The sequence below is a fragment of the Listeria sp. LM90SB2 genome, assembly GCF_028867355.1.
GTDB lineage: Bacteria > Bacillota > Bacilli > Lactobacillales > Listeriaceae > Listeria > Listeria monocytogenes_B.
This window is the reverse complement of the sequence record NZ_CP046449.1, coordinates 994,482-1,008,389: the sequence shown is the minus strand read 5'-3', so window position 1 is coordinate 1,008,389 and position 13,908 is coordinate 994,482. Positions and strand designations below refer to the sequence as shown.

Sequence of the window (13,908 nt, the reverse complement as noted above, 5' to 3'; positions counted from 1 at the left end):
CTTATAGAAGTGACGCCGCCTCGTTGTCAAGAATCACAGTAACATCTGGATGATTTTGAAGTACAGAAGCAGGACAATTCACATCTACAGGTCCTTTAATAGTTTCTTTGATTGCTTGTGCTTTGTTTTCACCAAAAGCAAGTAGGATAATTTTCTTCGCATTCATGATGGATTTAATTCCCATAGAATAAGCATGTGTTGGAACATCTTCTTCTCTTTCGAAAAAGCGTTTATTAGCTTCACGAGTGGAATCTGTTAAAACCACTTTATGTGTTAACGAATCAAAAGGAGTTCCTGGTTCGTTAAAACCAATATGGCCGTTTGTTCCAATTCCAAGCACTTGAATATCAATTGGGTGCTCAGATAAAATTTCTTCATAACGTGCGCATTCTGCTTCTGCATCCGTCGCTTCTCCGTTAGGTAAGAAACTTTCTTTAAATGCTTTTTTAGAGAATAACAATTCATTCATATAGTAATGATAACTGTTTGGATCGTTTGCCGCAAGACCTACATATTCATCTAAGTTCGTTGTTGTGACATTTTTTGTGTCAACATCGCTTTTTACAAGCTCTGCATAAAGTGTTTCTGGTGTGCTACCAGTTGCTAGGCCAAGTGTGTTTACTTCACCTGATGTAATTCCTTTTTCAATAATTTCTAGTGCTTTTTTAGAACCTGCTAATTTATTTTCTGTTGTGATAAGTTGCATTTTATTATCTTCCTCTCAAGAATGTTTTTTTCCGAATGAATAAGTTGCTGTAATGTGTAAATCTTCGTCAAGTAAGTTGAAATCTGCATCCTTACCAGCCTCGATTGCACCTTTTTGTGTTAAATTAAATTCGCGTGCTTGGTTTCCAGAAGACATAAGAACTGCCTCTTCTACCGAGCATCCAGTAAATTTAATCATGTTGCGGAAGCCATCGTCATAAGTGAGTACACTTCCAGCTAAAGTTCCATCTTCTAAACGAGCTTGTTTATCTTTCACGATAACAGTTTGGCCGCCAAGTTCAGATTTCCCTTCTGGCATACCTTTTGCTCGCATGGAGTCAGTGATAATGCATAAATGTTCTGGCCCTTTCATTTGATAAGCTAATTTCACCATATCAGGATGAACGTGAATGCCATCAACGATTAGTTCTGCATTAATACCGCGTTCTAGTAAAACATGACCTGGAACGCCTGGCTCACGGTGCGTCATACGGTGACAAGCATTATATAAATGTGTCGCGTGTGTCGCTTTACTTGTTTTCAAGTGCTCACGAACATCATTAGAGTGACCAATACTCGGAACAACCCCTAGTTCAAAACACAAATTTTCAAAATCAGCTGAAGTATCATGTTCTGGTGCATATGTTACTAATTTAATTAAACCACCAGAAATATCAAACCACTTTTTGAAAAGTTCCAAGTCAGGTGCTTGAATATATTCTTCTGGTTGTGCGCCTTTAAAGACTTTAGAAACAAATGGACCTTCCAAATGAATTCCACCAATAACAGGTTCTGTTTGAGCAACCTCATTGATCACTTTTAATGCTTTTTCAATATTTTCATGTGATTGTGTCATCGTTGTTGGGAAGTAAGTAGTAATTCCTTCATTTAACATTCCATTCACTTGTTTTCTAAGTGCTTCTGGATCTGCATCCATTGCGTCAAAACTATAACCACCGTGGGAATGAACATCAATGAAACCTGGAACAAGTTTTTGTCCTTTGGCATCGATTACTTCTTCTGCTTTGTCCGCTTGGAAATCAGCCATCGAGCCAACCTCTAAAATTTGTTTGTCAAAACGTACGAAAGCATTTTCTAGAACACCTTTACCAGTATAAATTGTAGCGTTAGTAATTACTTTATTAGTCATTACATATTGCCTCCTTGTTAAATCGGTCTATACCAATTATTATAGCACGTATCTATTAAAATGCAACTTATCTTTTCCTATTTACCCGAAAAAAAGTAATATAACCAAAAAAAGCTACGAGCATATTTAGATGGCCCATAGCGTTTTGTTATAAAAAAAGCGCAGAATGATTATTCTGCGCTAATTACTTTTATTTATCTGTTTCGTTTTCTTCTTCTTTTTTCTCTAATTCTGGAATTAATACTTCTTTTTCTTCTTTTGGTTTTTCTTTTGCAGCTTCTTTTTCAAGTTCATTTAATTGATCTTCCATCGAAGCTTTTTCTGGTTTTTTGAAATTTTGTTTTTCGCGTTCAATAATTTCATCTACCATTGTTGTAAAGTTTTGCGCTTTATCTTTGATAATTTCTTTGCTTTTCTTTGTTTTCTTTTCTAGTTCGTCCATTAGATCATCAAAGGATTGAGAAAGTTCTTTGCTCATATCCGCTTTCTTTTCTGCTTCTTCCGCTAAATCGCGTTGTTTTTGTGCTTCATGATAGTCACTAACACTACCCCAGCTCATGTCATGGATAACTTTGTCCATTTTTTCGGAAGTTTCTGTTGCATTTTTTTCAGCCATTTCAGCTAAATGTTGGGTTTTAAGATTTTTCCATTTTAAGCGCATTTCGTGCATACGTAGTTCTAATTTTTCAAGCTGTTCGGACGCTTGATCGTAATGTGCTTTTGTAGCTTCTAATTGTTCTTCATATTGAGCCACTTCTTCTAAAGCGAAATCAGCTAGTTTTGTTTCACCAGCTTCTTTGGCGATTTCTGCTTGGTGACGACGTTTTTCAACATAAACTTCCATTTCTTTATATTCCTTGTAGAAAAGAGATTTCAGTTCGCGTTGTTTTTCTACCATGCGTTCTGCGTCTTTCATTTCTTGTTTTGTTTTATCCATATAGTAACTTACTGAATTGCGACGTTTTTCTTCACGTTTCTCGATTTTTTCACTAACTTCTTTATTCCATTGTTTCATTTTTTCAAAAAGGTTTGCCATTTTTTTCTCCTCCAATTATTTATTGTATGGGTAGTCGAATACGTCATCATTTTTTCTTGGTTTATTTTTATTTCTAGTTAGGAAGTAAATGATTGCTCCGATAATTACAACAACCAGAATTCCTTTTAAGTTAGCTAGAATTATTAAGGCACCAACACCAATTAGAATACCATAAATAACTTTTTCACCTACGGACCTTGCTTCAAGTAGCTTCTTAAGTGACCAAAAGCCGAGCACTGCACCAATTGTTGCTAGTATCGCTGGCAATAAAACTATAAGTATCATCGCAATTAGTAAAATTATTAATACGCCAATCAATATTGCTCTCATACGCCTACCTCCTAACTTCCAAATGTAGCTGATATATTTTCTTTTATTACTGTACCTATCATAACCCTATCTATCAAGTATAATAACCCGCTGTAGAAGGAAATTCACCTACAACTTGAGTCCTATTGTCTAACTACAGGATAACATAATCTACTATAATAAGCAGTGTTTTCTACATAAAAAAACAGCTTGTTCTCGCGTAACACAAGATACAAACTGCATTCTCATTATTTGACTTTTTCTTCATATTGAAGAGATGAAACGCCACCTTCTGAAATCATGTTATTTTCTTCCAGTTCTGTTTCAGAAATTTCTTTGTCAGCGTAACGGGTCCGAATATCATTTACCTCATCAAAAGGGGTAGGCGGCTGTTGCTTTTTAACCACGTATACTACTGCACAAGCTAAAACTCCAGCGACAGCTCCCACGGCTCCGGCAATAATTCCTACTTTATTTTTCACACTATCAACCTCCTCTTGAAATCCACTATTTTATTCCCTAAAAAAGTAGAAGTAAAACAAAAACGAGCTTGAAAAGTTCAAACTCGTTTCGAATTATAATCCAGAAAAAGTGCTCTTCGGTTTGCGGACAAAACAAAGTATCGCAACAACAATGAATAATAACGCAGGAATGAAACTAATTAGTGCTGTAGAAAGCAACGATACAACGCCTGCTGCTAAAAATAAATATCCTGCAAAAACTGGTTTTTTATTTTTGAATATGTAGTAAATCCCAAAGATACCAAGTGCGAGCGTAATTAAGCCTCCTGTTAATGCAGTCCAAGATAATGTTTGCACAAAATCTAGTACACGATCGGGATCAGGAATCTCTTTTTTCGGGATCTCCCATTCATTCATTGTTTTGTAGTAGTTGTTGTAGAAAGTTGTTAAACCTTCTTTTCCTTTTGAACCACTTATCATCAATAGACCAATAATAGCAATAAATGCTTGTGCGAGTATACTTAAAACAAGACCAATAATAGCGAGTACTATCTCACCAGTTCGTTTAATCATATGAATATGCCTCCGTTTCTTCGCTTATTTTTCCAGTATACTATATGTGTTCATGAGATGAAACCATTAAATTAGTAGAAAAAGTAGACCAATCGTGCGTTTTCTATAAAAAAAATGTATAATTTGTTCATAACGAATTTTAAAGGGGCGTAAAATAATGCTAAAGCGCGTATTCTTCTCCATTATCTTACCATTAGGTTGTTTAGTTGGAGCAATTTTTATTTTACTGACGATTAACACGACTTATCCAAAAGCAGCCAATGAATCCATCCCTACCATTTTTATACATGGTTATCGTGGGACAGACCGCTCGCTTCACGGAATGATACGTCGCTTTGACCAAAAGTATGATTGGGGTACAGAGTCATTGACCGTAAATGTAAGCCCAGATGGAAAAATTTCTACTACTGGAACTTATAACAAAAAAGAAAAAAATCCACTTATCAACATTGTTTTTGAAGATAATCGAGCAACGCTTCCTCAACAATCAATGTGGACAAAAAAGGTAATGTCTTATTTACAACAAAATTATGCCATAAAAAAATTTAATGCAGTAGGTCATTCAATGGGTGGCGGTGCTTGGGTTTCTTATTTAGCTAGTTACGAGAAAAACAAGTCCTATCCACAAGTAAATAAAATTGTGTTTCTTGCAGTTCCATTTTATCCGGAAGAATATGTGAATGGCGATCAGCAGGTTGATATTAAAAATGCCAATAATGTGCATGCTAAATTCGCTGAGAAAATGGCCAAAGTTTTACCCAACAATACTGAAATTATGATTATTGGTGGTAATTTGGAAGATGGTTCAAATAGTGATGGTGAAGTGAAATTAGATAGTGTTTTATATGGTGAAAAATTATTTGCACATCAAAAGGTAACGACACATGTCATTAAAGGACCACAAGCTACTCATAGTAGTATGCATGAATCTACTGTAGTGGATAAGTATGTTGGTCAATTTTTATGGGGCGAGAAATAAACGATTAAAGGATGTTTGAAATGAAAAAAGTTATTAGTTTAATTATCGCATTAGCCATTATCATTACTGGCTTTTGGATAATTTTTCTTCAATTTGAGCCGACTAAAAAAGAAGCTAAAGAGCCTGCTGTGACAGCAAATAAAACAACAAAAAAAGAACAAAAACCTGTTTCAGAAATAGCAATCCCTACTCTGTTTGTTCATGGGTATTCTGGAACAATTAATTCATTCGGAGGTATGATTAATCGTCTTGCTGAAGACGGGGATGTAACAAAATCACTTGTTATGAATGTTGCAGCTGATGGGACTGTAAGCTCTGATGGAAACTATGATAAGTTTAGTCATAACCCTACTATTCAAGTTATTTTTGAAGATAATAAAAGCTCAGCGGCAAATCAAACACAATGGATTCAAAATGTCATGAAAGAATTAAAAAATAATTATCATATCGAAAAAGTATACGCAGTTGGTCATTCCATGGGTGGCGTTAGTTTAACAAGTTACATTGAAAAAGTAGGTAGTGATAAAACTTATCCTGTTCTTGAAAAACTTGTTTTAATCGGTGCTCCACTTAATGGACTAGTAATTGGTGATGATGGTGTTACAGCTTACGACCTTACAGATTCAGGGCCAAAAAAATCTTCAGACCGTTATAGTGAATTCATGAAAAACAAACAAAAAATCCCTACTAATTTGCACGTATTAAATATTGCAGGTGATACTTTAAACGGAACAAAAAGCGATGGTAGCGTTTCTGTTGCGAGTGCCTTATCTGGCAAATTCATTTTTGAAGGCCAGGCAGCAAGTTACGAAGAAAAAACATTCACAGGTAAGAATGCAGCTCATAGTAAACTCCACGAAAATACCGATGTTGATGCTGAAGTAGCTGACTTTTTATGGGGAATAGAAAAAGTAGATTAAGGCTATCGCCTAATCTACTTTTTTCTTGCGTCCAAATATTGTTCGTTTTTTTAAGTCTTCTGCATTTCTCACTTCTAAAATATCTAATAAGAATACAAAGACTGGAATTCCTACAATTAGCCCCCACACTCCAAAGAATGTTTCCGAGAAAATCAAAATAATAAATGTGTAAAATACCGGTAAGTTCGTTTTAGATGACATTAATTTTGGATTTAAAATGTAGGTCTCTATTGCATGAACAATGACAACGGTAATTAAAATGTACACCACATCTTGAAATCCTCCAACAGAATAAGCTATAAGCACCAGTGGAATACAGGAAATAATCACCCCCGCAACGGGGATTAATCCTAAGACGAAAACCATAATGGATAAACTAAGCAACTGTGGAAAGTCCATTAAATAAAGCGCGATTGTCGTAATAAATGTGTTTACTAAAGCGATCATTAATTGCGCCTCTAAAACGACTCCAAAAGTCGAAACAAATTTCTTTCCAAAAAACGCAGCCTCTTTAAAAATAAAGCCTACCTTACTTGTCATGAACTGCCCAGTAAAAGAAGTTACTCGTTCTTTTTCCAAAGAGAAAAATAAACTAAGAATTAATGCTAAGAAGAAAGATAATCCGACAGATCCAATACCGGATAGTGAAGCAATAATAAAATCGACCCCAGCTTGCAAATATTTCTGTATGTTAGATTCTTTTAAAAACCCAACAATCCACTTCACAATCGTATTGTCACTTGGATTATTGTAAAGTTTCACAAGAGAATCTACTAATTGAGAAATTTGATTAATTAAAATTGGTAAGAAATGCACTATAGCGACATATAAGAATACTGCTACTAATGAATAAAGTACAATGACAATTAGCTTTCTTGGTACGCGCACCCTTTTCAAAATAACATTCTCTAGTCGTGTTACTAAAAATGCAAAAATGAATGTTAGTAAAATCAAATCAATCATACTTCTGAGTAAATATAAAACAATGCCTAGAAGAACAAACACTAGCACCCGTCTTGCAGTGTCGTTTTCTTTTAGCTTTTCTAACCAATTCATATTTTCACCAGCCCTCTTCTTCCTTCATTTTATCATAGTTTAACAAAATAAGGTTTACAAAAAAAGAATTCTTCTGTAAAATAGAACCAATCATCCTACCTTTAGAAATGGAGTGAATAGTATGGTAGAAAAAATTGAACGCAAATCGCTTGCAGAGCAAGTTTATGATCAAATAAAAGCAGAAATTACTAACGGTACTTGGAAAATCGGTGAACGCATTCCGAAAGAAGCGGATTTAATGGCTGAATTTGGCATTAGTCGTAATACGCTACGTGAAGCCATTCGTGCCCTATCTCATATCGGTTTACTGGAAACCAAACAAGGTGACGGGACTTTTGTTCGTAACAATAGTGAACTAAATGCTATCATGCAGAGGCGTGTCCGCGAATCCACGGTTCAAGAAATCCTGGAAATTCGGCATGCGCTTGACAGAGAAGCAGTTATTCTGGCCTGTGATCGACGCACGGAAGAAGATGTAAAAACACTAGAAAAATATAGACACCAATGCCAACTAGCGACGGAAAAAAATGATGTTGGTGCTTTTGTGAAAGCTGATTCTGCCCTTCATTTAACAATTGTAAAGGCAGCTCATAACGATTTGTTGTTAGATATGTATGTCAATATTTTAGAAGAAATACAGTTTTCCATCACGAGTACAACCGAAATGAGCCCAGAAGCTAATCAGCATAATGGGCACGCTGCGCTTGTCAAAGCGATTGAAAAACGAAATAAAGAACAAGCAGCTCATGAAGTAACAGAGTATATTACTCTTTTCAAACGAATTGATGCTAAGAATGGAGAAAAGAAATGAATTCAGATTTAACCAATAAAAAAATCCTTACACGCTCGAGTAAGGTAATGCTTGTTTTAGGAATTATTTTAATTGCGGCAAACTTACGGACACCAATTACCTCTGTAGGTCCGTTACTTGGAATGATTCAATCAGATTTACATTTAACCAATACGATGGCTGGATTACTTACAACAATTCCGCTACTTGCATTTGCAGGACTATCCCCGTTCGTTTCTAAGCTAAGTCGAGCACTTGGTATAGAGGTATTAATTTTTGTAGCACTATTGACACTTGTACTTGGTAGCTTACTTCGACCTTTTGGGGGCGAACTCAATTTATTTGCTGGAACGTTTATGATTGGTCTTGCTATTGCTGTCGGAAATGTTATTTTGCCAAGTTTGATAAAAAAAGAATTTCCATTTAAATTGGGTCTAATGACTGGAGTTTATTCCATTTCGATGAATTTGTGTGCAGCGATTGCAGCTGGCTTAACGGTTCCAATTGCTATGAACAATCGCTTTAGCTGGCATGGAAGTATGGTTTTCTGGGCAATTCTTGGAATCGTTGCTTTAGTCATTTGGCTTCCACAGTTAAAATATAATCAACGCTCGACGGAAAAAATTGCAACTCACTTGGTTACAACTTCGGTTTGGAAGTCTCCGCTTGCGTGGAAAATTTCTTTATTTATGGGTTCGCAGTCAGCAATTTTTTATATTTCGATTGCCTGGTTACCAAATATTTTGGCGGACCAAGGATTATCTAGTACTTCTAGTGGCTTAATGCTCTCCTTAATGCAGTTTGCGGTTATGCCGATTACGTTTATTATTCCTATTATTGCCGGACGAATGAAAAATCAGCAATTACTAGTTGGAATTTCTATTTTATTCTTTTTAATTGGAATTTTTGGCATTATGTTTGCTTCTGGTAGCGTGCTTATTTTATCGATTGCTATCATTGTATACGGAATTGGTTCGGGGATGTCATTTAGTTTGTCGATGATGTTCTTTAATTTGCGAACAACAAGCGCTACCGAATCAGCGGATCTCTCTGGAATGGCGCAATCTATCGGTTACTTGTTTGCCGCTTCCGGTCCGATATTATTTGGTACCCTGCATGATGCGCTTGGTAGCTGGCAACCAACCTTATATGTTTTAGTCGGTATTACCATGCTTATGCTATACTGCGGCCTAGATGCTGGACGCAATAATTTTCTCTTTCCACAGAAAAAGTGATTTTTGCGCATAAAAAAACTAGTGCGGAAAAAGGGAGTAAACCGCACTAGCTAAAAGGGAGTTTGGGATTTTCATTCTAAAAAGGGAAAGAAATGAAAATGTTTTGCTTGTTGTTAGCTTATACATATAATAACTTTTCAAAAAAAGAATGTGCTGAAAGAAAGATGATAATTTCATGAGAGTTTAAAAAAGTTTTTCTCAGTTTCTCCCTCTTAATCTTTCTAGCTTTTCTGCAATTCTATTTTTCATTTCTTCCGTTTCTTGGGGATGTTTCATTATTTCATTAGTTTCTGAAATAGTGACGACATCTCCTTCTTTTATGGATGAATCGAGCTTTTCTTTGTCAATTTGCCATTCTGTTTGGTCTGGTTCTAATAAAAAAACTGCTTTGCCATCTTCTATCCGATCTAAAATTGCTTTTTTCACCCTAATCACCTACTTTGTTACGGCAATGCCTTGTTCTTTGATTTGGCGCACAATGCCATCGCCAATGCCGTTAATTTTTTTCAAGTCATCTATGGACTGATATGGTCGCTCGGCAATGATTTTTTCTGCAAGCGCTGGCCCAATTAGTGGTAATAATTGTAATTCTTCACTAGATGCTGTATTTAAATTAATGCTGTCTGGTAATTCTTCTGATGTTGCATCTTCTGTTTTTTGCGTGCTATTTTCTTTATTATAGCTGCTACCTGCTTTTGGTGTACCTGATTTTTCGGTTTGCACATGGATTTTTTCACCGTCTGTTTCAATGATTACCGTTCCATTCACATCTGTTCCATATGTTTTTATATCACGCTCTTTTAACCACTCCAGCACTTCCACATGAGGATGTCCGTAACTATTGGCCATTTCAGCAGAGTAAACAGCCACTTGGGGTTTTACTTTATCTAGGAAAAATGGCTGGTTGGATGTGGACGATCCGTGGTGCCCTAAATCTAAAATATCCGCTTCTAAATCGGCACCGCTGTCTACCATTTCTCTTTCTCGACCTTTTTCTGCGTCACCTGTAAAAATAGCGGAAATATCTTTATAGGTGATTTTTACAGCGATAGAATCATTATTAGCGTCATTTTCCAATTTATCAGGGCTTAAAACCTCTAGATTAAATGGACCAAAAGTCGCTTTTTCGCCGCGTCTCGGTTCTTTGTATTTGGCATCTGAAGCTAATGCTGCGTCAATTACTTTCTCGTAAATACTACTAGAAAAAGTTAAGCCATCCATCCAAATTTCTTTCGGTTTGTATGTAGCGATTACTTTATCAGCATTACCGATATGGTCTGCGTGCGGGTGTGTCAGTAGCAGCAAATCTATTTTCTTTATATTCGCTTCTTTTAAATAGGTTAAAATACGGTCATCATCTTGGCGACCTGTATCAATCAAAATAGTTGTACCATCTTCTGCTTGGATAAGTGTGCTATCCCCTTGGCCAACATCAAAAAATGTAAAACTTGCACCATTCAATGTTTTTTCGGTAATGTTCGATTTACTCGTTGATGGTTCGGAAAAACTACAACCGCTTAAAAATATCGCGATTAAACTTATACAGATTACTAATTTCTTTGTCATCTTTCTCCTCCTGCTCTCTTAGTAGAATAGCAAAGGAAGGCGAAACAGTAAAGTTTTTAAAACAAAAACCGCCTGAAATCAATTTGATTACACGCGGTCATTTATGTTGGATTCATTTCACTTTTTCTTTAAAGGAAAAAAGTACTTCTTCCGTTTTTGGTTCATAGTCAATTTTCCAGTCGTGGTCTTTGAAATACCAATAGTCATGGTCTTCAATGAAGAAAATTAAGTCTTCTTTCTTCTCAGCGACTGCTGCTTCTTGCGGTTTTTCGGCAGTTAAACCGATAGAGAAACCAGGATGCAAGGAACTGTTAGAACCACCGTATTTCGCAAAAAGTCGAATTCCATTACCATTAGCTACATCAAACTCATCATGAAACCATTTATTTGCTTGGTCCGTTACCTCGATATTCATACTTTTCACTCCTCGTTTCCAATTTTTTCGTAATGATTGTTATTCAAGAATAGCAGATTTCTTGGTGAATTTCACTTTTTCTGCTTTTTGTTATGAAGATAATATACCTCTTTCAAAGAAACTTTAAACCACATTGTGTTAAGACAATGTAAAAATAAGGAAATTGTACTATAACAGACTGGGGCAAAAAAAACTGTGTGAGACGATTAATCCCACACAGTTTTTATAACTCTTTATTCTAATGGCGCTTTTCCTAAGAATGCTTTGAACATCCAGATATGTTTGTCAATGCTTGCTTTGAAAGCAATTAACATATCGTTTGTTACGTTGTCGCCTTCTTTGTCAGTAAGCTCAATACCTTGTTGATATTCGTCTCTAAGTAATTCTAATGTTCCAACTAAGTCTTCCATTAATTGATCCATTGTTTTTGGTTTCGTATAAGGAGCTTCTTCAACGCTCGCATTTTCTAAAAACTCTTTTAAAGTCGAGAATGGGCTTCCGCCGATTGCTAGTAAGCGTTCTGCTACTTCGTCCATTTGTTCGCCGAATTCGCTATATAAATCATCCATTTTTTCATGTAAAGTGAAGAAGTTGTGGCCTCTCATATACCAATGAATTTGATGAATTTTTACTGTGAATACGTTTAGGTTCGCTACTTGGTGATTCAAAAATTCCTTTGTGTCTACTGAGTTGATTGTTTTCATAATTATCTTCCTCCTATTTTATAATGATTATCACTTAATAATAAGTATAATCTATTTCCACATCAATGTCCAGTGTGGAAACCATCACAAAGTATTTACCACTGATATAAATTCTTAAACATCTATTATTGTTTTCTCATTATTTATCTCTTCTTTTATGATAGAATAAAAAGGACTTTTGTACAACTAGGAGGACCAAGCTATGGAAAATTATTCTCACCGCTTTCAGGTGAACTTGGCTGGTATGATTGACATTCTCTCAAACCACCTTTATGACGAAAAAGATGTTTATATTCGCGAATTACTGCAAAATGCAACCGATGCCATTCGCGCCAGGAAAAAAATCGATTCAACTTTAGAAGGTAAAATCCATGCATCTCTAACTGGAGATAATAATGAAAAAACATTAATTGTAGAAGACAACGGAATTGGTTTAACGGAAGATGAGGTTCACGCTTTTCTAGCTACTATTGCTAATTCATCAAAAGGCGAAAAAAACTTTGATGGAGAAAGTTCCAATGACTTTATTGGTCGTTTTGGGATTGGTTTACTTTCTTGTTTTATTGTTAGTGATGAAATTGTAATGATTTCTACTTCCAAAAAAGATGGTGGCACAACAGAATGGCGCGGAAAAGCGGACGGAACTTATTCGGTTCGGAAAATAGAAACGGAAACTCGCGAACCAGGTACACAAGTGTATTTGCGCTTACGAGCTGATTTAGACGAGCACCCTGAATGCGAGGACGTAGAAGAATTAATCAATACACTCAAAAAATATGGTTCCTCTTTGGAAAGTAATATAATAGTAGAAATTAATGGTTTAGAAGAAGAAATTAATAGTTGGACCAAACAGTTTTCCAATAAAGAAACCTTGTCTAAACTATCAAAAGATCAAATTATTCAGTACGGCGAATATATCCTTGGAACGCGTTTCCAAGATTATTTCTTAATTGAAAATGAGTCAGGAAGAACGTTTGGGATTGCTTATATGATTCCTCATGCTGTTCAAATGAATGCTATCCGGAAGAACACGGTATTTTTAAATAATATGTATGTCACAAGTGAAGCAAATAATATTTTGCCTGATTGGTCGTTTTTTGCTAAATGCGTGATTTGGACGGATGAGCTTCAACCTGTTGCTTCTCGTGAGGCGTTTTATAAAAATGAGCGATTAACTAGTGTTGCCGACGAGCTTGGCGTTGCTTTGAAAAAAGGAATTGAAACTCTTCCAGAAGAAGCATTGATGAAATTATTAGCTACACATTATCTTGGTTTTAAAGCACTTGCGAGTGAAGATGCACCATTTTTAAAATTAATCTATCCTTATCTTCCAGTTCGGACTTTGAATGGCGAGGAAAAATTAGGTGATATTATCGCTAAAAATGATGTCATTTATTACACCTACTCGGTCGATGACTTTAGACAAATTAAGGATATTGCGAGATCAAGCGGTATGACGCTTATTAACGGCGGCTATTCCTATGATTCGCCAATCTTAGCGCAATTAAGTTACTTTGTTGAGGGGACAGAATTTGTTTTAATCGAACCGGAAGAAATGACTAATAAATTACGGCCTATGACAGTGAGCGAAGAACAGGCTTACCAACCTATTTTGACAGAAATGAATAGTATGATGGCTGAATTTGATACAGATGTATTAATTAAACATTTTGAACCGAAAGATTTACCGATTATTTTCATCCACTCTACAGCAACACAAGAATTACGCGAACTAGAACGTGCTGTCGAAGAAACAAATTCTGTTTTTAGTGATATTTTAGAGAGCATCCAAAAAGAACAAGAACCTGCACCGCTTGCTCACTTGTATTTAAATTTGGATAACGAGCTGATTAAAAGACTTTTCACTTCTGGAAAAACAGTGAAAGAATTGTCCGTAATTGTGAATGTACTTTATATCCAAGCCTTACTATTAGGGCATTATCCGCTTAAACGGAAAGAAATGGTATTAATGAATCAAAATATGTTACGAATCTTAGAGATGCTATAGG

16 protein-coding genes are annotated in these 13,908 nt (G+C 35.7%); 5 read left to right on the top strand and 11 right to left on the bottom strand.

What is annotated here, in order from left to right; genetic code table 11:
- Position 1: 1 nt before the first annotated feature.
- The 6 genes from GL301_RS04940 to GL301_RS04915 all read right to left on the bottom strand — a co-directional run bounded on the left by GL301_RS04940 (position 2) and on the right by GL301_RS04915 (position 4,234).
- Positions 2–706 (bottom strand): glucosamine-6-phosphate deaminase, encoded by a 705-nt coding sequence (locus GL301_RS04940; RefSeq protein WP_003727073.1) that lies wholly within the window; start codon positions 704–706, stop codon positions 2–4.
- Between the two features lie 15 nt (positions 707–721).
- Positions 722–1,855 (bottom strand): N-acetylglucosamine-6-phosphate deacetylase, encoded by a 1,134-nt coding sequence (gene nagA / locus GL301_RS04935; RefSeq protein ID WP_003726858.1) that lies wholly within the window; start codon positions 1,853–1,855, stop codon positions 722–724.
- Positions 1,856–2,045: 190 nt separating this feature from the next.
- A complete protein-coding gene (locus GL301_RS04930) occupies positions 2,046–2,891 on the bottom strand; it encodes a PspA/IM30 family protein (protein ID WP_003722776.1) in 846 nt (281 codons plus the stop codon).
- A 15-nt stretch (positions 2,892–2,906) separates the two neighbouring features.
- The gene (locus GL301_RS04925; RefSeq protein ID WP_003726348.1) at positions 2,907–3,221 is read right to left on the bottom strand and encodes a lmo0954 family membrane protein; all 315 of its coding nucleotides are present in this window, start codon (positions 3,219–3,221) and stop codon (positions 2,907–2,909) included.
- Between the two features lie 227 nt (positions 3,222–3,448).
- On the bottom strand, positions 3,449–3,682 hold the full coding sequence (locus tag GL301_RS04920) for a hypothetical protein (RefSeq protein WP_003726347.1): 234 nt from the start codon (positions 3,680–3,682) through the stop codon (positions 3,449–3,451).
- A gap of 93 nt (positions 3,683–3,775) precedes the next feature.
- A complete protein-coding gene (locus GL301_RS04915; protein WP_003726346.1) occupies positions 3,776–4,234 on the bottom strand; it encodes a DUF4064 domain-containing protein in 459 nt (152 codons plus the stop codon).
- Positions 4,235–4,391: 157 nt separating this feature from the next.
- On the opposite strand from GL301_RS04915, the gene GL301_RS04910 reads away from it, so the two are divergent.
- Both GL301_RS04910 and GL301_RS04905 read left to right on the top strand, forming a co-directional pair.
- Positions 4,392–5,213: an alpha/beta hydrolase gene (locus GL301_RS04910; RefSeq protein ID WP_003726345.1), complete on the top strand. Its 822-nt coding sequence runs from the start codon at positions 4,392–4,394 to the stop codon at positions 5,211–5,213.
- A 20-nt stretch (positions 5,214–5,233) separates the two neighbouring features.
- On the top strand, positions 5,234–6,133 hold the full coding sequence (locus tag GL301_RS04905; protein ID WP_003726344.1) for an alpha/beta hydrolase: 900 nt from the start codon (positions 5,234–5,236) through the stop codon (positions 6,131–6,133).
- Positions 6,134–6,142: 9 nt separating this feature from the next.
- Here the strand turns inward: GL301_RS04905 and GL301_RS04900 are convergent, their stop codons facing one another.
- Complete coding sequence (locus GL301_RS04900; protein ID WP_003727076.1) at positions 6,143–7,189, bottom strand: AI-2E family transporter; 1,047 nt, start codon at positions 7,187–7,189, stop codon at positions 6,143–6,145.
- Between the two features lie 121 nt (positions 7,190–7,310).
- Here GL301_RS04900 and GL301_RS04895 point away from each other — a divergent pair, with 121 nt between their 5' ends.
- Together GL301_RS04895 and GL301_RS04890 are read left to right on the top strand one after the other, a co-directional pair.
- Positions 7,311–8,000 carry a FadR/GntR family transcriptional regulator gene (locus GL301_RS04895; protein ID WP_003726342.1) on the top strand — a complete coding sequence of 230 codons (690 nt, stop codon included), beginning with the start codon at positions 7,311–7,313 and terminating at the stop codon, positions 7,998–8,000.
- Entirely contained in the window at positions 7,997–9,214 is a 1,218-nt protein-coding gene (locus GL301_RS04890; protein WP_070298293.1) for a CynX/NimT family MFS transporter, read from the top strand. The genes GL301_RS04895 and GL301_RS04890 overlap by 4 nt, the downstream gene beginning before the upstream one ends.
- A 198-nt stretch (positions 9,215–9,412) precedes the next feature.
- Here the strand turns inward: GL301_RS04890 and GL301_RS04885 are convergent, their stop codons facing one another.
- The 4 genes from GL301_RS04885 to fri all read right to left on the bottom strand — a co-directional run bounded on the left by GL301_RS04885 (position 9,413) and on the right by fri (position 11,899).
- Entirely contained in the window at positions 9,413–9,640 is a 228-nt protein-coding gene (locus GL301_RS04885; protein ID WP_003722767.1) for a DUF3006 domain-containing protein, read from the bottom strand.
- A 9-nt stretch (positions 9,641–9,649) separates the two neighbouring features.
- Positions 9,650–10,780 (bottom strand): MBL fold metallo-hydrolase, encoded by a 1,131-nt coding sequence (locus GL301_RS04880; RefSeq protein WP_003726338.1) that lies wholly within the window; start codon positions 10,778–10,780, stop codon positions 9,650–9,652.
- 112 nt (positions 10,781–10,892) lie between these two features.
- Entirely contained in the window at positions 10,893–11,195 is a 303-nt protein-coding gene (locus tag GL301_RS04875) for a HesB/YadR/YfhF family protein (protein ID WP_003722764.1), read from the bottom strand.
- A gap of 233 nt (positions 11,196–11,428) precedes the next feature.
- On the bottom strand, positions 11,429–11,899 hold the full coding sequence (gene fri, locus GL301_RS04870) for a non-heme iron-binding ferritin Fri (RefSeq protein ID WP_003719147.1): 471 nt from the start codon (positions 11,897–11,899) through the stop codon (positions 11,429–11,431).
- Between the two features lie 202 nt (positions 11,900–12,101).
- Between fri and GL301_RS04865 the strand changes: the two genes are divergently transcribed.
- Complete coding sequence (locus GL301_RS04865; RefSeq protein ID WP_003730915.1) at positions 12,102–13,907, top strand: HSP90 family protein; 1,806 nt, start codon at positions 12,102–12,104, stop codon at positions 13,905–13,907.
- Position 13,908 lies beyond the last annotated feature (1 nt).

Coding starts and splice junctions, on each gene's coding strand:
- GL301_RS04900 (WP_003727076.1), bottom strand. CDS start 7,189: ATGAATTGGTTAGAAAAGCTAAAAGAAAACGACACTGCAAGACGGGTG.
- GL301_RS04895 (WP_003726342.1), top strand. CDS start 7,311: ATGGTAGAAAAAATTGAACGCAAATCGCTTGCAGAGCAAGTTTATGAT.
- GL301_RS04905 (WP_003726344.1), top strand. CDS start 5,234: ATGAAAAAAGTTATTAGTTTAATTATCGCATTAGCCATTATCATTACT.
- GL301_RS04865 (WP_003730915.1), top strand. CDS start 12,102: ATGGAAAATTATTCTCACCGCTTTCAGGTGAACTTGGCTGGTATGATT.
- fri (WP_003719147.1), bottom strand. CDS start 11,899: ATGAAAACAATCAACTCAGTAGACACAAAGGAATTTTTGAATCACCAA.
- GL301_RS04910 (WP_003726345.1), top strand. CDS start 4,392: ATGCTAAAGCGCGTATTCTTCTCCATTATCTTACCATTAGGTTGTTTA.
- GL301_RS04940 (WP_003727073.1), bottom strand. CDS start 706: ATGCAACTTATCACAACAGAAAATAAATTAGCAGGTTCTAAAAAAGCA.
- GL301_RS04915 (WP_003726346.1), bottom strand. CDS start 4,234: ATGATTAAACGAACTGGTGAGATAGTACTCGCTATTATTGGTCTTGTT.
- nagA (WP_003726858.1), bottom strand. CDS start 1,855: ATGACTAATAAAGTAATTACTAACGCTACAATTTATACTGGTAAAGGT.
- GL301_RS04930 (WP_003722776.1), bottom strand. CDS start 2,891: ATGGCAAACCTTTTTGAAAAAATGAAACAATGGAATAAAGAAGTTAGT.
- GL301_RS04875 (WP_003722764.1), bottom strand. CDS start 11,195: ATGAATATCGAGGTAACGGACCAAGCAAATAAATGGTTTCATGATGAG.
- GL301_RS04880 (WP_003726338.1), bottom strand. CDS start 10,780: ATGACAAAGAAATTAGTAATCTGTATAAGTTTAATCGCGATATTTTTA.
- GL301_RS04890 (WP_070298293.1), top strand. CDS start 7,997: ATGAATTCAGATTTAACCAATAAAAAAATCCTTACACGCTCGAGTAAG.
- GL301_RS04925 (WP_003726348.1), bottom strand. CDS start 3,221: ATGAGAGCAATATTGATTGGCGTATTAATAATTTTACTAATTGCGATG.